The sequence below is a fragment of the Patulibacter medicamentivorans genome (assembly GCF_000240225.1).
Lineage (GTDB): Bacteria > Actinomycetota > Thermoleophilia > Solirubrobacterales > Solirubrobacteraceae > Patulibacter > Patulibacter medicamentivorans.
Genome location: NZ_AGUD01000007.1, coordinates 1 through 20900, shown reverse-complemented (window position 1 = coordinate 20900; position 20900 = coordinate 1). Strand labels below are relative to the sequence as shown.

The following is a 20900-nucleotide window of genomic DNA, read 5'->3' as shown; positions in this document are numbered from 1 at the left end:
GCCCGCCGCCGCGTCGACGCGCGCCTCCAGCTGGAGGCGGCCCGCGCCAGCTTCGCGGCGTTCGGCGCGGCGCACTGGGTCGTGCGCGCCGAGCAGGAGCTGGCGGCCGCCGGCCGTCCGGTCGAGGGCGCGGCGACCGGGGCCGACGACCTGACGGCCCGCGAGCGCGAGGTCTGCGACCTGGTCGCCGGCGGCGCGACCAACCGCGAGGTCGCGGCGGCGCTGTTCCTGTCGCCGCGAACCGTCGAGCACCACCTGCGCGGGGCCTACCGCAAGCTCGGCGTCCGATCACGCAGCGAGCTGGCCCGCCGCTGGGCCGCCAGCTGACCCGCCGCGGTCAGACGACCGCGTAGGGGAAGGCCGCGGCGCGGCCCTGGAACGACAGGATCCGTGGGTTCTGGACCCGGCCCGCGCGGATCTCGATCGCGCGCCGGATCGTCTCGCTGCCGTCCCAGGCGTCGGGCCCGGCCATCACGATCGGCAGGTACTCCAGCAGCGCCTCGCTGTTCTCCCAGGTGGCGGAGTTCCACAGGAACGAGGGGCTGTGGTCGACGCCGTAGTAGTGGAGCCCGTGGCCGACGGCGATCATCGGGTCCGCGAACGACGTCGGGCGCGCCCACTCGAAGCCCATGCCCTCGTCGCACGAGACGTCGACGAACAGCGTCCCGGGCTGGAACAGGCCCAGGTCGTCGTCGGTGACGAACATCAGCGGCTCCTCCGTGTCCTGGAGGATGCAGTTGACGATCACGTCGTAGTGGGCCAGGACCTCGGCCAGCGGTCCGGGCTCGGGGGCCTTCAGCGCCAGGGTCCTGCTCGGGTTCGCCGGATCGCGCTCGAAGTGCTGCATCCGGACCGACGCGAACGGCGACGCGACCGCCGAGACGCTGCGCTGCGTCAGCACCGTCACGTCGCTGATCCCGAGCGCCGAGAGCGCGCGCACGGCGCCGCGAGCGGTGGCGCCGAAGCTGATCACGGCGGCGCGCAGCCGCCGGCCGTAGTCGCCGGTCGACCCCCGCAGCTGGAGCGCGTGCAGGACCGAGCAGTAGCCGGCCAGCTCGTTGTTCTTGTGGAAGACGTGGACGCTGAAGTTGCCCTCCTTCGTCCAGTGGTTCATCGCCTCCCAGGCGATCAGCGTCAGGCCGCGGTCGATCGCCAGCTGCGTCATCCGGGCGTCCTGCACGCAGTGCGGCCAGCCCCAGACGACCTGGCCGGGACGGAGGTCCTCGAGGTCCTCGGCCAGCGGCTTGGGCAGCAGCAGCACGTCGCACTCGGCGAACAGCTGCTCGCGGGCGCGCAGGCCGCCGACCAGCGGCGCCAGCTGCGCGTCGTCGAACCCGAACCGCTCGCCGTAGCCCCGCTCCAGCACGATCCGCTCGCGCAGGCCGGGGTCGATCCGCTCCAGGTGGGCGGGGTGGATGGCCAGCCGGCGCTCGTCCTGCTTGCGGGAGGTCGCCACGACGCCGATGGTCAGTTGCTCCACCGAACGAGTCTACGCCCGCCGCCAAGCCCGGCCGCGGATCGGGCCGCCGCCATCGGAGCAGCCTATGCCCGTATCCGCGACCGGTCTTTGTGCCCGCCCGCGACGGGTGCGAGGGTCCGGCGCATGGGAGAGGGGAACGCGCACGCCGCTGCGGCCGCCAACGCACGTCCGGGGACGGTGCTCGTCGCCGGCGCCGGTGGGGTGATCGGTGGCTACGCCGCCGCCGAGTACGCCCGCCAGCCGGGGTGGCGGGTGCGGGCGCTGAGCCGCCGGCGCCCGGTCGACGCGCCGGCCGCGGTCGAGCACCTGGCGGTCGACCTGCTCGACGCCGCGGCGGCGGCGGACGGGCTGCGCGCGGCCGCGGCCGACACGACCCACCTGGTCTTCGCCGCCTACGCGGAGCGGCTGGACCTCGACGAGCAGGTCGCGACCAACCTGGCGCTGCTGCGCAACGTCCTCGACGCGCTGCGGGCCGGCGGCGCGCCGCTGCGTCACGTGACCCTGTACCAGGGCATGAAGGCCTACGGCGCGCACCTGGGGCCGTTCAAGACGCCCAGCGACGAGCGCGATCCGCGGCTGCTCGGGCCGAACTTCTACTACGACCAGGAGGACCTGCTGCGCGAGCGCGCCGCCGCCGACGGCTGGTCGTGGACGATCCTGCGGCCGGAGGGCGTGATCGGCCACACGGTCGGCACGCCGATGAACCTGCTGCTGGCGCTCGTCGCCTACGCCGCGATCTGCCAGGAGACGGGCGTGCCGCTCCGCTTCCCCGGCACGGCTCGCGCCTACGACGCGCTCTACCAGGTCAGCGACGCCGAGCTGCTGGCCCGCGCCACGGTCTGGAGCGGGGGCAGCGAGGCCGCTCGCGGCGAGGTCTTCAACGTCACCAACGGCGACGTCTTCCGCTGGCGGCAGCTGTGGCCGCGGCTGGCCGACGCGTTCGGGCTCGAGATCGCGGACCCGCAGCCGCTGGACCTGCCGTCCCACATGCGCGGCAAGGGCGGGATCTGGCGCGAGCGGGTGCGACGACGGGGCCTGCGCGACACGCCGTGGGAGCAGGTGGTGGACTGGCGATTCGGGCAGTTCATCCTGGGATCGGAAGACGACAACATCTCCAACACCACCAAACTTCGGCGAGCAGGATTTCACGACTGCTACGACACGCTCGACCGGATGAGTGAGTGGTTCCGCCGGTTGCAGGACGACAGGGTCGTCTAGGACGTTTCAGGTTGGTTGATTCCCGGTTGTCGCTGGTCGCGCGACCGCGCTACGGCGCGATCAGCGCGCCGTCGGGCACCGGCGGCCAGGAGCCCTCGCGCAGCGACGCGACGTAGGTCGCCGCCAGCGGCGACAGGGTCTCGCGCGTGTAGGCCGCGATCGCGCGTCCGAACGCGGGCTGCAACGGCCGCGCCAGGTCGGCGAGCTCGTGGGGCACGCTCCCGATCGGGACCATCGCCGGGCCGAGGCCGGCCGCGGCCAGCCGTGCGGCCGCGTCGACCTGCGACGTGCGGACCGCCGGGGCCGCGATGTAGCCGGCGTGGGCGAAGGCGAACGCGATCAGCTCCGAGAGCCCGTGCTCGCTCGCGTAGAGCACCCAATCGCGGTCGGCGAGCGACGCCAGCGAGATCCGCGGACGGGCCAGCTCGGGGTCGTCCGCGGGCAGCACGACGACGAACTCCTCCCAGCCCAGCTCGTGGATCTCGCCGTCCCAGCGCTGGGGACGGGGGCCGATCGCGACATCGGCGACGCCGCTCTGGAAGCGCTCCTCGAGCTCGGCGCGGTGGGGGAATTCGTGCAGCCGGATCGTGACGCCGGGGTGCGCCGCGCGCCAGCGGCTGATCGGCCCCGGCAGCAGCGTGCCGGCCATCGAGCGGACCGTCGCGATCTCCAGCTGGCCGGTCGGCTGGCGCAGCTCGCCGCGGACGACCTCGCGCGCGGTCTCGGCCGCCAGCAGCACCGATCGCGCCTGCGGCTCGAAGACCCGCCCGAGCGGGGTCAGGCGGGTCGATCGGGGGAGCCGCTCCAGCAGCGCGCCACCGAGCTCCTGCTCGAGCGCGCGGATCTGCTGCGAGACCGACGGCTGGGCTACGCGCACGCGCTCGGCGGCACGGCTGATCGACCCTTCGTCGACCACCGCGACGAAGTACTCCAACTGACGCAAGGTCACCGACTACACCTCTCCATAGGCCCCGCCTTCACCCCACAAGGATACCGGTCTTGCGTGTCGTTGATCACACGCAATACGTTGCGGCAGGTCCAAGGAGATGAACGAAGTGCGTGCAACCCGACTCAACCACGTTTCAATTCACGCTGATGACCTCGCGGAATCGGTGCGGTTCTACAGCGAGGTGTTGGGTCTGGAGAAGATCCCGACCTACACGTTCGCCTTCCCCGTGCAGTACTTCCGGCTCGGGGATCAGCAGCTGCACATCTTCGAGCGCGAGACGCCGGCGCCGCAGTTCCACCACATCGCGCTCGACGTCGACGACTTCGAGGCGGCCTTCGAGCGCGCCCGCGACCTGCGGATCCACGACCGGACCGCGTTCTTCGCCGACGTCTACGAGCTGCCGGACGGCGCCGTCCAGATGTACCTGCGCGACCCGGCCGGGAACCTGGTCGAGGTCAACTGGCCCGACATCGCGACGCTCGACCACAGCCGGCTGCCGACCTTCCGGCGGCTCGCGGACACCGTCGAGCAGACGCCCGACGGGCTCCGCTCCAGCCTCTACCTGCACCTGCGCGAGCAGCAGCCGGTGCTCGGGAGCGACGGGCGATGAGCCCCGCGACGGCCCCGACGCCGTCGGGCCCCGCGACGCCGGCCGGCGCCGCCGCGCCGCCGATCGTCGCCCTGCGCGGCATCGCCAAGACCTACGGCGCGATCCGCGCCCTGCGCGGCGTCGACCTGGAGATCCGCCGCGGCGAGGTCCACGCGCTGCTGGGCGAGAACGGCGCCGGCAAGAGCACGCTGGTCAAGTGCCTGGCCGGGGCGGTGATCGCCGACGAGGGCGAGTTCCTCGTCGACGGCGAGCCGGTGGCGATCGGCGGCCCGACGGACGCCCTCGACGTCGGCGTCCGCGTCGTCTACCAGGAGCTGGCGCTCTTCCCGACCCTCAGCGTGGCCGAGAACGTCGTCGGCGGCGAGCTGCACGGCCAGCGTCGCGTCGACTGGCGGCGGCTGCGGACCGCGGCCCGCGCGCACCTCGACATGGTCGAGCTGGACGTCGACGTCGACACGCGGATCGAGCAGCTGTCGGTCGGCACCCAGCAGATGGTCGAGGTCGCCCGCGCGCTCGGCTCCGGCGGGCGCCTGATCGTGCTCGACGAGCCGACCTCGGCGCTCGGCCAGGACGAGATCGCCCAGCTCTTCCGGAGCATCCGCCGGCTCGCCGACCAGGGCGTCTCGTTCCTGCTGGTGACCCACTTCCTGGAGGACGTGATCGAGCACGCCGACCGGGCGACGATCATCCGCGACGGGCGCCGCGTCGCCACGGTCGACGTCGCCGACACCACCAAGGACGAGCTGGTCGGCCACGTCGTCGGCGATGCCGGCCGGGCGCTGCGCGCGGGGCTCGCGGGCCAGGAGCTGCGGCTTCCGCCGCGACCGGACGGCGAGGTGCTGGTGCGCGCGGCCGGGGTCCGGCGGCCGCCGTCGGTCCACGAGATGTCGTTCGACGTGCGCGCGGGCGAGGTGGTCGGCATCTACGGCGACCTGGCCTCCGGCCACGCGGCGTTCGCGGAGATGCTCTTCGGCCTCGGCGCCCCCGAGGAGGGCGAGCTGGAGGTCCTCGGCCACGCCGCCGACGGCAGCGGCACCCGCCGCGCCCGCGACCGCGGGATCGGCTTCGTCCCGGGCGACCGGCGGGCCGCGCTCGCGCTCGAGCAGCCGATCTTCAAGAACATGACGCTCGCCACCCTCCAGCGGCGCGGGCCGCTGCTGCACGAGGGCGGGGAGCGGACGGTCGCCGAGGGGCTGATCGACCGGCTGCGGGTCGCCAACGGGACCCCCGAGCTGCCGGCCGGCGCGCTCTCGGGCGGCAACCAGCAGAAGGTCGTGCTGGCCCGCTGGATGATCGATCCGCCGCGGCTGATGGTGCTCGTCGAGCCGACCCGCGGGATGGACGTCGGCGCCAAGGCCGAGGTCGTCGACATCGTCCGCTCGCTCGCCACCGACGGGCGCGCCGCGATCGTCGTCTCGAGCGAGCCCGAGATCGTCCTGGACTGCGCCACGCGCGTCCTGGTCGCCAAGCGCGGGCGGATCGTCGCCGCGTTCAGCGACCGCACCGTCACCAAAGACCAGCTGATGCGAGAGGCGTTCTGATGAGTACCGCTGCTGTCCGCACACCGACCGCCGGGCGCCGCCCGCGCGCCGACCTACGCCGACGGGCGCTCGAGCACGCGCCGATCCTCGGGCCGGCCGGGGCGCTGGTGCTGATGTTCGCGCTCTTCGCGATCCTCGCCCCGAGCTCGTTCGTCTCCAGCGACAACCTCTTCAACCTGCTGGCCCAGATGGCGGTGCTGGCGGTGCTGGCGACCGGCGTCACCTACGTCCTGCTGCTCGGCGAGATCGACCTCGGGTTCGCCAACATCGCGATCCTCTCGGGGATCGCCGCGACGCTGTTCTTCGGCGGCAAGGACATCGACATCCCGTTCGTCGGCCAGCTCTACATGGGCTCCGGCACCGGCGACCAGATCGTCGGGATCGCGACCGTGCTGGTGATCGCGGCCGCCCTCGGCTGGGTCAGCGGCGCGCTGACGGCCAAGCTCGGGGTGCCGAGCTTCGTCGGCAGCCTCGGGATCCTGCTGCTGGCCCAGGGCTGGGCGTTCTACTGGTCGCAGGGCGAGAACCAGTACACCGTGCCGTCGCTGGCCAAGTCGATCGGCTCGGGCTACGTCGGGCCGGTGCCGCGGGTCGCGATCTCGGCCGCGGTGATCCTGCTCCTGGCGCACCTGGTGCTCAGCCGCACCCGCTTCGGGCGCTACGTCTACATGACCGGCGCCAACAAGGACGCGGCCGAGCTGTCGGGGATCCCGACCAAGCGGATCGTGATGATGGTCTTCGCGCTCGCCGGGCTGCTGGCGGGGATTGCCGGCCTGATGAACATCGGCCGCCTGGGATCGGCCCAGCCGGACGCCGGCACCGAGCTGCTGCTGCCGGCGATCGCCGCGGTCGTGCTCGGCGGCACGTCGCTCTTCGGCGGCCGCGGCGGGATCGGCTACACGGTGATCGGGCTGCTGCTCTACGGGGTGATCGACAACGGCCTCGACCAGCTCGACATCGACCCGTACATCAAGCCGTTCGTGCGCGGGCTGCTGTTCCTGACGGCGATCGCGCTCAACGTCCTGATGCTGCGGATCGCCCGCCGCGCCCAGGCCCAGTCGCTGCTGGAGCGCAGCGCCGAGCCGCCCGACCCGACCCCCGCCGCGCCGAGCGCGCCGGCGCCGTCCACCGACCGCCAGCCGTCGGCCACCCGCTGACGACGATCACGAGGAGAGAGCCATGACCCAGCATCCGGGAACCGACGGTGGACGCGAGCGGCGCGACGCGCCCGACGACCACGAGGCCGAGCAGCGCCGCGCCGTCCAGCGCGAGTACGAGGGCTACAGCGCCGAGGTCCAGCAGCACTATGCGAAGAAGGGGCTGAGCCGGCGCGACGCGATCCGCCGCGGGGGACTGGGGGCGGTCGCCCTCGGCGTGCTCGCCCCGGCGCTCGCCGGCTGCGGCCTGAAGACCTCGCCCGAGGAGGCCTCCGGGGCGGTCAGCGGATCGGTCTACGGCAAGGCGCTGAAGGGCCTGGGGACCAACGGCGGGCTCGGCGTCATGTGGTACGCCCAGGGCAAGCAGACGATCGAGCAGTGGGCCAAGCTGCTGAACGTCGACCTGACCTGGGTCGACGGCGAGCTGGACCCGACCAAGCAGCGCGCCAAGCTCGACAACGCGGCGATCAAGACGTGGGACATCGCGATGGTCACCGCGACCCAGGCGGGCACCGTGCTCGAGCCGCTGCGGAAGATCGTCGGCAAGGGCACCGACGTCGTCCAGATGACCTCCAACACCGGCAAGCCGGGGGAGGAGTGGGGCTACCTGACCTTCACCGAGCAGAGCTCCTACGACATGGGCTACCAGGTGACCAAGGAGCTGTGCACGAAGGCCGGCGGCAAGGGCACGATCATCGAGACCCGCGGCCCGGCGCCCGGCACCGACCAGCAGGACCGCCACAAGGGGTTCATGGCGGCGCTGAAGGAGTTCCCCGACATCAGGCTGCTGACGACCGACTTCGCCAACTGGGACTCCGGCACCGCCCAGAAGCAGTGGGACTCGTACCTGACGAAGTACCCCGACATCACGATCGGCTACTGCCAGAACGACGACATGGCGCTGGCGGCGCTGCAGGCCCTGAAGTCGGCGCGGCGGACCGGCAAGACCCTGATCGGCGGGACCGACGGGATGCCGCCGGCGATCAAGCTGGTCAAGTCCGGGCAGCTGGCCGCGACCTTCCGCCACGACTCCTGCCGGGTCCACGGCTACGCGATCGTGATCGCCGCGATGCACAAGCGCGGCCTGATCCCGGATCCGCCCAAGAAGGTGGTGGTCGACGGCCCGCTGGTGACCAAGGACAACGCCGACAGCCTCCTGACCCTGCAGCAGGCCCCGGTCCTGCTGGCCTAGGCGACGACCGTGGAGCTGCATCTGGAGGAACGGGTGGCCGTGGTCACCGGCGCCGGGGCGGGGATCGGCCTGGCCACCGTGCGGACGCTGCGGGACGCCGGCGCGCACGTCGTCGCCGTCTCGCGCGATCCGTCGGCCGCCGCCGCGCTCGGGCCCGACGTCGAGGCGGTGCCGGTGGACCTGTCGCGCCCCGACGGGCCGCGGCGCGCGATCGACGCCGCGATCGACCGCTGGGGGACCGTCGACGTGCTGGTCAACAACGTCGGCCAGTTCCCCTACCGCGAGGGCGGGTTCCTGAGCGTCACCGACGCCGACTGGGCCGAGCTGCTCGAGGTCAACCTGTCCTCGATGATCCGCGCCTGCCGGCTGGTGCTGCCGACGATGGTCGCCGCCGGACGCGGATCGATCGTCAGCGTGGCGTCCGACGTCGGCCGCGCGCCCGACCCCTTCCTGGTCGACTACTCGGTGACGAAGGCCGCGATCCTGCGGCTGTCGAAGGCGATCGCGACCGAGTTCGGCCCGGCCGGCGTCCGCAGCAACTGCGTCTCGCCGGGGCCGACGAGGACGAAGGGCTGGGAGCGCCCCGGCGGGTTCACCGACGCGCTGGCCGACGAGTACGGCCTGGACCGCGACGACGCGGTGGCGCACTTCGCCGTCGAGGTCCGCCAGACCCCGCTCGGCCGGCTCGGCCGACCGGACGAGGTCGCGTCGGTGATCGCCTACCTGGCCTCGGACCTGGCCGGGCACGTGACCGGCGCCGACCATCGCGTCGACGGCGGGCTGGTGGCCGCCGCATGAGGACCCACGACGAAGCAGGAGCCGCCTGATGCGCGCTGTGCAGGTGACCGGGCTGGGGACGGCCGAGCTGCGGGAGGTCCCGGAGCCGCGCCCCGAGCAGGGCGAGGTCGTGATCCGCCCGACGACGGTCGGGATCTGCGGCACCGACGTCCACGTGCTGCACCACGGGGCGCTGATCGATCCCGACGAGCTGCCGCTGACGCTCGGCCACGAGTTCGTCGGCGAGATCGTCGAGGTGGCGGGCCCGCCCCAGCGCTCGCAGTACCCGGCGCTCGGGCGGCTGCTGGCCCCCGGCGCGCGGGTCACGGTCGAGCCGCTGGTGCCGTGCGGCAGCTGCCTGGCCTGCCGCCGCGGCCGGCCGAACCGCTGCGGGCGGATGTCGCACCTGGGGATCTGGCGCGACGGGGCGATGGCCGACGCGGTCAGCGCCCCGGTGGGACGGGTGGTCCCGGTCCCGGACGCGCTCGACGACACCCAGGCGGCGCTGATCGAGCTCTACGCCTGCGCGGTGAACTTCGTCGACCAGGGCCGCGTCGAGGCCGGCGCCCACGTGGCGGTCGTCGGCGCCGGCCCGGTCGGGCTGGCGACCGCGCAGTGCGCGCTGGCGGCCGGCGCGGCGACTGTGACGCTCGTCGACCCGCAGGCCAGCCGGCGGCGCTTCGCCGCGGCGATCGGGCTCGGCGAGGCGTCGCCCGACGCGGCGGCCGCCCGTGCCGCGCTCGACGAGCTGACCGGCGGCCAGGGCGCGTCGGTCGTCTTCGAGTGCGTCGGCGCCGGGCCGGCGATCGACGACGCCCTGAGCCTGGCGGCGGTCGGCGGTCGCGTCGTCGCCGCCGGCATCCCGACCGGTGCGGTGACGCTCGACTGGAACGTCGTCGTCACCCGCGAGCTGGCGGTCGTCGGCGCGTTCGCGTCCAGCTGGTCGTTCGCGCGCACGATCGACCTGATGGCGGCCGGGCGACTCGACGCCGCCGCGCTGGTCACCGCCCGCGTGCCGCTCGACGACGCGGTCCACGCGCTCAACGACACCGCCCGCGACCCGCGGCACTGCAAGGTGCACCTGCAGGTCGCCTGAACCCTTCCACCAACCAGAACACGAGGAACGACGAGATGCAGCTCAACCTGAACGACAAGGTGGCCGTGGTGACCGGCGGAGGATCGGGCATCGGCCTGGCCACCGTCCGCCAGCTGGCCGAGGAGGGCGCCCGGGTGGTGGCCGCGGACCTGGATCCGTCCGCCGCGACCGCGATCGACGGCGTCGTCGGGATCGCCGGCGACCTGTCGAGCGCCGAGGGGCCCGTGGCGGCCGTCGAGGCCGCCGTCGAGCGCTGGGGCCGGATCGACGTGCTCGTCAACAACGTCGGGATCTTCCCCTACCGCGAGAGCTTCCTGAGCGTCAGCGACGACGACTGGCGGACGCTGCTGGACGTCAACTTCTTCTCGATGGTGCGGGCGTCGCGGGCCGCGCTGCCGCACATGGTCCGGCAGGGCTCCGGGGCGATCGTCTCGACCGCGTCCGACGTCGCTCGCGCACCCGACCCGTTCTTCGTCGACTACGGCGTCGCCAAGGCCGGCGTGCTGATGCTGTCGAAGGCGATCTCGATCGAGTTCGGGCCCAAGGGCGTCCGCAGCAACTGCGTCTCGCCGGGCCCGACCCTGACCCCGGCGTGGGAGAAGCCGGGCGGCTTCGCCGAGTCGCTGGCCGAGGAGTTCGGCCTGAGCAAGGAGGAGGCGATCGACCACTTCGCCAAGGAGGTCCGCAAGATGCCGCTGGGGCGGCTCGGGCGGCCGGAGGACGTCGCCAACGCGATCGTCTTCCTGGCCTCGGACGCCGCGTCGCACGTGACGGGCGCCGACTACCAGGTCGACGGCGGGATCGTGGACGCCGCATGACCGGGAGCGAGCCGGCCGTCGACCGCGGCGTCGCGGGGATGCGCGTCCTGGTGACCGGCGCCGCCGGCGGCATCGGCCGGGCGATCGCCGAGCAGCTGGTCGCCTCGGGCGCCAGCGTCGCCCTCGCCGACCGCGACGGCGACGCGCTGGCCGCGGCCGCCGCCGCGCTCGGGGAGCGCGCCCTCGCGGTGCCGCTGGACGTCGCCGACGAGGCCGAGGTGGTGGCGGCGATCGACCGCACCCGCGGCGCCTTCGGAGCGCTCGACGGCCTGGTCAACGCGGCCGCGACGATCACCGTCGGCCCGGTGGCCGAGGCGACCCTCGAGGACTGGCGGCGGACGCTCTCGGTCAACCTGACCGGGACCTTCCTGACCTGCAAGCACGCGGTGCGGGCGTTCCTCGACCAGGGCCACGGCGGCGCGATCGTCAACTTCGGGTCGATCTCGGCGACCGTCGGCCTGCCCGGGCAGGCGGCCTACTGCGCGTCGAAGGGCGGCGTCCTGCAGCTGACCCGCCAGATCGCGGCCGACTACTCGGCGCAGGCGATCCGCTGCAACGCGGTCAGCCCTGGCTCGGTCGAGACGCCGATGCTCACCAGCTACCTGGACGGCCTGCCGGATCCGGCGGCGGCGCGGGCGGCGATCGTGGCCGCGCACCCGATCGGGCGCCTGGCCGCCCCCGACGAGCTGGCCGAGGCGGTGCTCTTCCTGCTGTCCCCGCGCGCGTCGTTCGTGGCGGGCAGCAACGTCTGCGTCGACGGCGGCTACGTCGCGGTCTGAGAGGATCGGCGCCCGGCCGGGATCAGCCGATCGGGTCACGCGCCTGTCCGGGTGACGCCGCGACGCTGCTCGCCGCGCCCCCATCAGAGCGCGGCGAGCATGTTCGCGAACCGGTTGGTCAGCGCGCGCGGCCTGCGGCGGGACATCTCCCGCCGCGAACCGTCGCGGCCCACGAGAAGACGGCTCCGGACGGGCCCCCCGATCCGTCCGTCGCCGCCACTCGAGCCGGTCGTCTCTCGACCGGCCGGGAGGACTCGTCCCGCATGCTGATCATGCGGCGAACGCTCCCGGCGGCCATGCCCGCCGACGGCAGCACGTGCGCGCCGAGCGCGCCGAGGTCATCGAGGGCATGCGCTCACGCTAGGTGCCGCGGTGGCCCCCGGTCATCCGGGAGGCCCGCCCTCCGTGGGACCGTGAGAACTACGGAGGAGCAGGTGATGAAGGGCGGGGGAGGACGCCGACCGGCGTCCTCCCCGACCTTCAGTGCCCTACGGCTTGCCGGCCGAGCAGACCGGCAGCATCTGCGTGCCCAGGAAGTTCAGCAGGTTGATGTTCAACCCGAGGACCTTCATGTTGAGCGCCGCGGTGCCCTTGCAGTCGAGCGATCCGCCGGCAGCCGTGTCCAGCTGCAGGCCGAGGCTCTTCGTGCCCTTGAGCCAGACGATCCGGTTGCTCGCGATCGCCGGGTTGCCGTCCGAGCCGATCTTGAACGACTCGACCGTCGGCGGGTACTTGATCTCGTTCATCACGAACTGCTGATTCCGCGAGTCGATGAACATGTACATCCGCGGGATCGTGTTGCCGAGGAACGAGAACGTCGGGCCCTGGCCCAGGTCCATCCCGAGGTTGCGGAACCGCAGGTTGGTGACCGAGACCGTCTGACCCGCCATCGGGAGCTTCGCGTTCAGCGTGGTCAGGCCGGAGGCCTGGGTTCCGCTGTCCTCGAAGTTCATCGACGTCTGGGCCGCGAACGGCCGGTTGTCCCCGCCACCCGTGCCGCCGCTGAGGACGTTCGGGTTCGGCCGCCGGCAGCGCGGACCGGAGTCGACGCAGACATCCAGCTTGGGCGGGATGTTGTCGAGCGTCAGGTCCAGCTCCGGGATGTCACCCAGGTTCAGGGCCTTCAGCTTGATCTGCGCCAGGTTGGCGGCGTTCTCGAACTTCAGCTTCGTCGGCTGGCCCTCGGCCAGCTCGGTGCCGATCGTGGTCGAGGCCGAGGTCTTGCTGATCCGGCCGGTGATCGTCGACGGCGTCGTCGACCCCTCCTGCGCCATCGCCGCGTCGAGGACGATCGGCTTCGACTTGGTGGCGTCCTGATCGAGGTGGATCGCGATCGGGTCGAGGGTGATGCTGAGGCCCTTGAGGGCGGTCAGCCGCACCGCGACGCCCATGCCGCCGCTCGTGCTGTAGCCGAACAGATCGTCGACCGCGGGGTCGGGATCGCCGCTCGGCTGCAGGCCGGTGGCCGGCAGCGGGCGACCGGCGGCCAGCCGCAGCTCGCCGATCGCCTGATCGTCGGCCGTGGTCAGCTTCGCCAGCGGCGTGCCCGGGGTGCAGTCCTGCTTCGGCAGGGCCAGCGTGAACCCGGTCGGGACGTCGTGGATCGCGGCCTCGATGTCGTCCGAGCCCTCGAGGAGCGGGACGCCGGTGGCCTTGATCCGGATGTCGCCGACGCGCGAGCTCGCCTCGTAGCTGAGCTCCGTGTCCTCGTCGGAGCCCTCGGCGGGAGCGGTCAGCCCCAGCTCGAAGGTGGTCGGCAGGTCCAGGACCTCGGCCTCGACGTGGATCGGCTGCGGACCGCCGCCGGGCTCGCCACCGCCGGGCTCACCGCCGCCGGGCTCACCGCCGCCGGGCTCGCCACCGCCGGGCTCGCCACCGCCGGGCTCACCGCCACCGGGCTGCTCGGGGGTGCACTGGGTCGGGGTGCCGCCCGGATCGCCGGAGCCGGGGTCGCCGGAGCCGGGATCGCCGCCGCCGGGGTCGCCGGAGCCGGGATCGCCGCTGCCGGGATCGCCCGAACCGGGGTCCTCCTCGGTCGGCGGCAGCGTCACGTCGACGCGGAACGGCTTCGAGACGCCGGTGGTCGCCCGCAGGCTGACCGGCGAGGTGCCGACCTCGATCGCCCGCAGCTGGAACACGCGAGCGGCCAGCCGGAACTTGCCGTTGGTGCTGTCCAGGAACGCGCCGGCGTCGTCGGGACCGCCCGGGACCTGCGGGAACTCCGAGGTCGCGTCGGCGGCCTCGAGCTCGATCCGCTCGACGTTGACGCCGTCGGCCACGAGGCCCAGCTTCGAGCCCTCCTGGCCCTCGGCCGGGGTGCGGATCGCGATCGAGCCGTTGCCGTCGATCTGCTGCAGCTTGACGTGGAGCTTGTCGGCCCCGTCCAGCAGCGGCACGCCGGTGGCCTGGACGTCGATCTGGTCGATCGGCGCGTTGGCCTCGTAGAGCAGCTTCTGGCCGCTGCTGTCCTCGGCCAGGCCGATCTTCAGGTGCGTCGGGAGCTCGTCGATGGTCGCCTTGGCGACGATCGGCGGAGCGGCGGCGTCGCTGCCCGGCAGCGTCGCGTCGATGCGGAACGGGCCCTCCGTGCCGGTGTCGAGGGTCAGCGCCATCGGCGACGGGTTGATCGTGATCGCGCGCAGCTGGTAGATGCGCGCGGCCAGCCGGAACTTGCCGCCGGTGGCGTCGACGAACGCGCCGGCCGCACCGCCCGGAACCTGCGGGAACTCGCCGCCGGCCTCGGCCGCCTCGACCTCGATCCGGTCGACGTTGACGCCGTTGGCCACCAGGCCCACGGTGCCGTCCTCGTCCGAGCGCAGGCCGATGTCGCCGTTGCCGTCGATCCCCTGGAGCTTGACGTGGAGCTTGTCCGCGCCGTCGACCACGGAGATCCCGGAGGCCTCGGCGTCGATCAGGCTGATCGGCGCGCTGGCCGCGTACTGGAGCTTGGAGTTCGCCCCGTCCTCGACCAGCCCGAGCTTGAGCGCGGTCGGCAGGTCCTGGATCGTGGCCTTCGCGGCGATCGGCGGCGCGCCCTGGCCGCTGCCGTCGATCGCGGCGTCGATCCGGAAGGTCTGCGCCTGGTCGGTCTGGACCTCCAGCGACATCGGCGACGGGTCGACCAGGATCGACTTCAGCTTGAAGATGCGCGCGGCGAGCCGGAACTTGCCGCCGGTCGTGTCGAGGAAGGCCCCGCCGTCGGTATCGGCGCCGGGGACCTGCGGGTAGCCGCTCGTGGCGTCGGACGCCCGGACGTCGATCTGGTCGATCACGCCGTCGGAGGTCAGGCCGAGCTGCTGGTTGCCGCCCTCCGGGGCGCGCATCTTGACCGCGCCGGCGACCGGCATCCCGAGCAGGTCGACGCGCAGCTTGCGAGCGCCTCCGATCAGGTCCTGAGCGGACTCGATGTCGGCCGTCAGGCGCTCGATCGAGGTGCCGTTGCCGTTGTAGGTGACCTGCCCGCCGTCGGCGTCGACCGCGAGGTCGAGCTTCGCCGGCAGCGCCCGCAGCGCGACGTCGGCCTTGAGGTCGGGCGAGTCGACGGACGCGGTCAGCAGGCCACCGGGGTTGTCGGTGGTCGCCGAGAGCGCCGTCGCGTGGCCGAGGCTGGCGGTGAACGACGCGTTGTGCGGGGACTTGCGGTAGTCCAGCCGGATCGCCGTCTCGTTGAGGCGCGCCGTCGGCGAGCCGTCGAAGATGTCGGCCACGACCGCGATCCGCGCGCCGGGATCGTTCTGCTGGATGTTGGCCCGGACGCTGCCGTTCGACTTCGTGATCGTGTCGACCGGGGTCGAGATCGTGAACTTGCGCGGTGCGCGATCGTCGCGGGCGTCGTAGCCGATGGCAATCCGACGGCCACCCAGCACGGTGCCCTTCGAGTTGCCGAGGACCGCCTCGACCTGGACCGGCAGCGGCGACTTCTCGTTCTGGGCCCGCTCGACCACCAGGCCGACCGTGTTCGGGCCGGTCAGCGTGATCGTGCCGACCAGGTCGGGCTCGGCGTCGTGGTCGACGTTGAGCGTCGTCGGCACGCCGAGCGCCGTGCGGTGCACGCGCTCGGTGATCGAGCCGTCCGGCTCGCGCAGCTTCGTGACGAACTGGTAGTCGATCACGCCGGCGTTGCAGACCAGCGACGTCAGGCCGCCGGTGACCGGGGTCAGCAGGTCGCTGACCGGGTTCTTGCCGGTGGCGCGGACGAGCGAGTCGACGCCGCTGACGGGCGCGCAGAGGGCGCCCTGGAGCACCTCACCGAGGCCGTTCTTGCCCTGGAGCAGCCCGAGCACCGGCCCGAGCGGATCCCACGTCGGTGGCTTCGCCTGCGCGGCTGGTGCAGCCACGGCAGTGGTGGCGATCGCGCAGGCGACCGCCGTGGTCAGCACGTGCGCTCTCCTGCGCCGTGCGAATCCTGATCCCATCATTCCCCCTGGGTGTGTGTCCCAAAACACCGGGAGCGCGAAGCCGATGGCGGCCAGGCGCTCACGCGCTGCGCAGCCTAACGCGCGATGCAACGTTTTTGTGGTCTTCATTCGGTGAACGGCGAACGTCGACGCGCGATACAGGGTGGCGTACACTGTCCCAAGTGCCCACCTTTCGCGAACATCGCTGTTCGCTTAGTCTGCGGGGGTGCTGCGCATCGTCCCGTCGTCGCTCCTGGCCCTGATCGCGCTCGCGGTCGCCCCGTCCGGCGCGGTCGCCGCGGACGCTCGACCAGCCCCGGCCAAGCGCTACGACGTCACCGTCACCCGCACCGCGTACGGGATCCCCCACATCAACGCGCGCGACCTGGCGTCGATGGGCTACGGCTACGCGCAGGCGCTGGCCGAGGACGCGGTCTGCACCGTCGCCGAGGCCTACGTCACGGCCAACGGCGAGCGCTCGCGCTGGTTCGGTCCCGACGAGAGCTACCCGATCCGCGGCAACGGCTCGACCGCCAAGAACCTCAACAGCGACTTCTTCTACCAGCGGATCAAGGACCGCGGGACGGTCGAGCGGCTGGCCAGGCAGGCGCCGCCGCTCGGGCCCAAGCCGGAGATCAAGCAGGCGCTCGCGGGCTACGTCGACGGCTGGAACGCCTGGCTGAAGAGCGTCGGCGGGTCGAAGGGCGTGCCCGACAGGACCTGTCGCGGCAAGGGCTGGGTGCGGCCGATCACGATCGGGGACGTCTACCGGCGCTTCTACTCGCTGTCGATCCTGGCCTCGAGCGGCGTCGCGATCGACGGGATCGCCGGCGCCCAGCCGATCACCGGCCCGGTCGACCTGGTCGCCCGCGCGAAGTCGATCCCCGCCGGCGAGCTGGACCGGCGCCTCGGCGGCCTCGGCTCGAACGCCTACGCGATCGGCCGGCGGGCCTCGCGCGACGGCCACGGGCTGCTCTACGGCAACCCGCACTTCCCGTGGCAGGGGCCGGAGCGCTTCTACCAGGCGCACCTCACGATCCCCGGCAAGCTCGACGTCACCGGCGGGTCGCTGCTGGGCGTGCCGATCGTGCTGATCGGCGCCACGAAGGGCGCGGCCTGGAGCCACACGGTCTCGACGGCGCGCCGGTTCGTCCCCTACCAGCTGCTGATGGTCGGGCCGACGAGCTACCTCGAGGACGGCCGGGTCCGCCAGCTGACGGGCGAGAAGGTCACCGTCCAGGTGCCCGGACCCGGCGGCAAGCTGGTGCCGCGGACGCGCACGCTGTGGTCCTCGCACCACGGGCCGATCTTCACCTCGCTGCTCGGCCTGCCGCTGTTCCCGTGGACGCCGGTGACCGCCTTCGCGCTCTACGACGGCAACGCCGAGAACTTCGGCCGGCTGCTGAACCACTTCTTCGACATGGACTTCGCGCAGTCGGTCGACGACATCGACCGGGTCCTCAAGAAGTACGAGGGGATCCCCTGGGTCAACACGATCGCGGCCGACACCGCGGGCAACGCCTACTACGCCGACATCGGCTCGATCCCGAACATCGACCGGGCGAAGTACGACAACTGCGAGCAGGTGCTCGGCCACGTCACCGACCTGCTGCAGCGGCTGCCGGTGCTCGACGGCACCAACAGCGCCTGCCTGCCCGGCAACGACCCCGACGCGGCCGCGCCCGGGATCCTCGGCCCGCGCAACCTGCCGTCGCTGAGACGCGACGACCACGTGTCGAACATGAACGACTCGTACTGGCTGACCAACCCGGCCCAGCCGCTCGAGGGCTACAGCAAGATCATCGGCGACGAGCGGACGCCGCGGTCCCTGCGGACCCGGATCGGGCTCAAGCAGCTGCAGGAGCGGATCGACGGCACCGACGGCCTGCCGGGCAAGGGCTTCGACCTGCAGAACCTGATGCGGGTCGGGATGGGCAACCGCGTCTACAGCGCCGAGATCTGGCGCGACACGCTGGTCGCCGGCTGCGGCAGCGAGGCCTGCCGGGTGCTGCGCGAGTGGAACATGCGCAACGACCTCGACGCGAAGGGCGCGGTCCTCTGGCAGCGGTTCGTCACGCGCCTCACCGGCGCCCTGCCGCTGGCCCTGCCGGGTGGGCTGCTGGGACCGTTCGCGACCGCCTTCGACTACCGCGACGCGGTCAACACGCCGGGCGGGCTGAACCCGCTGAACCCGCTGGCGATCGGCGCGTTCCAGCAGGCGATCTCCGATCTGCAGGGCGCGGGGCTGCCGCTCGACGCGACGCTCCGCCAGGGCCAGGCGGTGACCCGTCGCGGCGAGCGGATCCCGATCCCGGGCGGACCTCACGCCAGCGGCGTGTTCAACGTCGTGACGCCGACCTGGGACCCGAAGAGGGGCTACACCGAGGTCATCCACGGCTCGTCCTTCATCCAGGCCGTGCACCTGAAGCCGGGCTGCCCCGAGATCCGGACGCTGCTGACCTACGGCGAGTCGACCAACCCCGGGTCGGTCCACTCCAGCGACCAGACGAAGCTCTTCAGCCGCAAGCAGTGGGTGAAGGCGCCGTTCTGCCCGGCCGACCTCGAGGCCGACCCGACCGACGACCGGGTGCGGACGGTCGACCTGCGGCCCGGCCAGCCGCTGCTGGTGACGCTGCGCGAGGCACGGGGCACCGCGCGCCCGCGGCTGACCGTGACCAACACCGCCGGGGCCCGCGGCCGGGTCGCGATCCGGATCCGTCGCGGCAAGCGCGTCGTCCGCCGGATCGCCCGCACCGGGGCGACCGTCGCCGTCTCGCCGCGGGTCAGGCGCGGGGACTACGCGATCGCGATCAAGGTCGGCGGGCAGACCGTGCAGCTGACCGGGCGGCAGCGCTGAGGGGCCGCGGCGGGGGAGGCGGCGCGCGTGGTCCGCACGCGCCCGTCAGCATGGAGGGAGAGGAATCCTGATCTTGCCCGACGACGCCACCCCGAATCCCACGACCTTCGCCGACCTGGCGCTCGATCCGCGCCTGCTGAGCGCGCTGAGCACGCTCGGCTACGAGGAACCGACCCCGATCCAGCGCGAGGCGATCGGCCCGCTGCTGGAGGGTCGCGACCTGCTCGGCCAGGCGGCCACCGGCACCGGCAAGACGGCCGCCTTCGCGCTGCCGCTGCTGCAGCGGATCGCCGCGGGCGAGCGGACGGGCAAGCCGGCCGGGCTGGTCCTCGTACCGACGCGCGAGCTGGCGATGCAGGTCTCCGAGGCGATCCACAAGTACGGGCTCGAGCTCGGCACCCGCGTGCTGCCGGTCTACGGCGGCACCCCGATCGTCCGCCAGCTGAAGACCCTGCACCGCGGCGTCGACGTCGTCGTCGCGACCCCGGGCCGCGCCCTCGACCTGCTGAACCGCGGCGCGCTCGACCTCTCGGACCTGAAGACGATCATCCTCGACGAGGCCGACGAGATGCTCGACATGGGCTTCGCCGAGGATCTCGACGCGATCCTCGGCGCGATCCCGACGGAGCACCAGGCGGTCCTCTTCTCGGCCACGATGCCGAAGCGGATCGACCGGATGGCCCAGCGCCACCTGCGCGACCCGGTCCGGATCCAGCTCGCCCGCGAGGCGCCGGCCCCGGGCGAGGGCCCGAAGATCCGCCAGACCGCCTACGTCGTCCCGCGCGCCCACAAGGCCGCGGCGCTCGGCCGGGTGCTGGACCTGGAGGAGCCGACGGCGGCGATCGTCTTCTGCCGCACCCGGGCCGAGGTCGACGAGCTGACGGCGACCCTCAACGGCCGCGGCTACCGCGCCGAGGCGCTGCACGGCGGGATCGACCAGGAGGGCCGCAGCCGCGTCGTCGAGCGGCTGAAGGGCGGCACCACCGAGCTGGTCGTCGCCACCGACGTCGCGGCCCGCGGGCTCGACGTCGACACGCTGACCCACGTCGTCAACTACGACGTCCCGTCGGCGCCCGAGGCCTACGTCCACCGGATCGGCCGCGTCGGCCGCGCCGGTCGCGAGGGGGTGGCGATCACGCTCGCCCAGCCGCGCGAGCACCGGATGCTGAAGGCGATCGAGCGCCTGACCGGCCAGCAGGTCGCGATCGAGGTCGTCCCGACGGTCGCGGACCTGCGCGCCCGCAAGCTCGAGATGACCCAGGCGGCGCTGCGCGAGAGCCTGCTGCAGGGCGACGAGCTGGAGCGGATGCGGGTCGTCGTCGAGGCGCTCGCCGACGAGTTCGACATCGTCGACGTGGCCCTGGCCGCGGTCAAGCTCGCCCACGAGGCGGGCGGCGGCGGGGACGACGACGAGCAGGAGATCCCCGACGCCGGCCGCACGTGGCAGCAGGAGGCGCGTGGGGGAGACCGCCGCCAGCGCGACGGGCGCCCCGATCGCGATGGGCGTCCCGATCGCGGCGGGCGCGACCGCCGCGGCGACGGCCGGCCCGGCGGCGACCGCCAAGGCGCGCCCGCGCTCGAGGGGCCGACGACGCGGCTGTTCGTCAGCGCCGGCCGGCGAGCCGGGGTCCGCCCCAAGGACATCGTCGGCGCGTTCACCGGCGAGTCCTCGCTGTCCGGCCGCGAGATCGGCTCGATCCAGATCCACGACCGCTTCTCGCTGGTCGAGGTCCCCGAGGCGCGGGCCGACGAGACGGTCCGGGCGCTGCAGGGCCTGACGATGAAGGGCCGTCCGACGCACGTGCGGCGGTAGCGGCGGGCGGGGTCGCGCGGACGCCGGCGGACCCGGGGCGGTCGCGGCAGCGCGGCGGAGGCCCGGCGCCACGGGGCCGCAGCGGTCGATCGGCGAGACTGGGGTCGTGCAGCTGCTGCGCGACGGCTTCCCCGACGACCCGCTGCGGGACATGGCGCTCTCGCACGCGCTGCTGCTCGAGGTCGCGCGCGGCGAGCGCCCGCCGCTGGTCCGGGC

The 20900-nt window shown here is 73.0% G+C and carries 15 protein-coding genes; 12 read left to right on the top strand and 3 right to left on the bottom strand.

Going from position 1 to position 20900, the window contains the following annotated elements; translation table 11 throughout:
* Positions 1-327 (top strand): helix-turn-helix domain-containing protein (locus PAI11_RS01320; RefSeq protein WP_138974039.1); only part of this gene is annotated, 327 nt, incomplete at its 5' end.
* A gap of 10 nt (positions 328-337) precedes the next feature.
* Here the strand turns inward: PAI11_RS01320 and PAI11_RS01315 are convergent.
* Positions 338-1480: a N(5)-(carboxyethyl)ornithine synthase gene (locus tag PAI11_RS01315; protein ID WP_007570014.1), complete on the bottom strand. Its 1143-nt coding sequence runs from the start codon at positions 1478-1480 to the stop codon at positions 338-340.
* 123 nt (positions 1481-1603) lie between these two features.
* Here PAI11_RS01315 and PAI11_RS01310 point away from each other — a divergent pair, with 123 nt between their 5' ends.
* Positions 1604-2698, top strand: a complete 1095-nt coding sequence (locus PAI11_RS01310; protein WP_050897057.1) for an SDR family oxidoreductase — start codon at positions 1604-1606, stop codon at positions 2696-2698.
* A gap of 49 nt (positions 2699-2747) precedes the next feature.
* Here the strand turns inward: PAI11_RS01310 and PAI11_RS01305 are convergent, their stop codons facing one another.
* Entirely contained in the window at positions 2748-3647 is a 900-nt protein-coding gene (locus PAI11_RS01305) for a LysR family transcriptional regulator (protein WP_007570009.1), read from the bottom strand.
* Between the two features lie 97 nt (positions 3648-3744).
* Between PAI11_RS01305 and PAI11_RS01300 the strand changes: the two genes are divergently transcribed.
* From PAI11_RS01300 to PAI11_RS01265, 8 genes are read left to right on the top strand one after another with little or no spacing between them, the layout of a single operon-like run.
* Positions 3745-4257, top strand: a complete 513-nt coding sequence (locus PAI11_RS01300; protein WP_040597568.1) for a VOC family protein — start codon at positions 3745-3747, stop codon at positions 4255-4257.
* Positions 4254-5798, top strand: a complete 1545-nt coding sequence (locus PAI11_RS01295) for a sugar ABC transporter ATP-binding protein (RefSeq protein WP_007570006.1) — start codon at positions 4254-4256, stop codon at positions 5796-5798. The genes PAI11_RS01300 and PAI11_RS01295 overlap by 4 nt, the downstream gene beginning before the upstream one ends.
* On the top strand, positions 5798-6955 hold the full coding sequence (locus PAI11_RS01290; protein WP_007570004.1) for an ABC transporter permease: 1158 nt from the start codon (positions 5798-5800) through the stop codon (positions 6953-6955). Before PAI11_RS01295 ends, PAI11_RS01290 begins: the two co-directional genes overlap by 1 nt.
* A 22-nt stretch (positions 6956-6977) precedes the next feature.
* Positions 6978-8147, top strand: coding sequence for a sugar ABC transporter substrate-binding protein (locus PAI11_RS01285; protein ID WP_007570002.1), 1170 nt, complete (start codon positions 6978-6980; stop codon positions 8145-8147).
* A gap of 9 nt (positions 8148-8156) precedes the next feature.
* Complete coding sequence (locus PAI11_RS01280; protein WP_007569999.1) at positions 8157-8945, top strand: SDR family NAD(P)-dependent oxidoreductase; 789 nt, start codon at positions 8157-8159, stop codon at positions 8943-8945.
* A 28-nt stretch (positions 8946-8973) separates the two neighbouring features.
* Positions 8974-10020, top strand: coding sequence for a zinc-dependent alcohol dehydrogenase (locus tag PAI11_RS01275; RefSeq protein WP_081488183.1), 1047 nt, complete (start codon positions 8974-8976; stop codon positions 10018-10020).
* Between the two features lie 35 nt (positions 10021-10055).
* Entirely contained in the window at positions 10056-10838 is a 783-nt protein-coding gene (locus tag PAI11_RS01270) for an SDR family NAD(P)-dependent oxidoreductase (RefSeq protein WP_007569996.1), read from the top strand.
* Positions 10835-11617: an SDR family NAD(P)-dependent oxidoreductase gene (locus PAI11_RS01265; protein ID WP_007569994.1), complete on the top strand. Its 783-nt coding sequence runs from the start codon at positions 10835-10837 to the stop codon at positions 11615-11617. The genes PAI11_RS01270 and PAI11_RS01265 overlap by 4 nt, the downstream gene beginning before the upstream one ends.
* 488 nt (positions 11618-12105) lie before the next feature.
* Here the strand turns inward: PAI11_RS01265 and PAI11_RS27720 are convergent, their stop codons facing one another.
* A complete protein-coding gene (locus PAI11_RS27720) occupies positions 12106-15996 on the bottom strand; it encodes a hypothetical protein (RefSeq protein WP_040597565.1) in 3891 nt (1296 codons plus the stop codon).
* A gap of 244 nt (positions 15997-16240) precedes the next feature.
* On the opposite strand from PAI11_RS27720, the gene PAI11_RS01255 reads away from it, so the two are divergent.
* Positions 16241-18871 carry a penicillin acylase family protein gene (locus PAI11_RS01255; protein WP_007569990.1) on the top strand — a complete coding sequence of 877 codons (2631 nt, stop codon included), beginning with the start codon at positions 16241-16243 and terminating at the stop codon, positions 18869-18871.
* A 73-nt stretch (positions 18872-18944) separates the two neighbouring features.
* Positions 18945-20684 carry a DEAD/DEAH box helicase gene (locus PAI11_RS01250; RefSeq protein ID WP_007569988.1) on the top strand — a complete coding sequence of 580 codons (1740 nt, stop codon included), beginning with the start codon at positions 18945-18947 and terminating at the stop codon, positions 20682-20684.
* Positions 20685-20900: the final 216 nt, after the last annotated feature.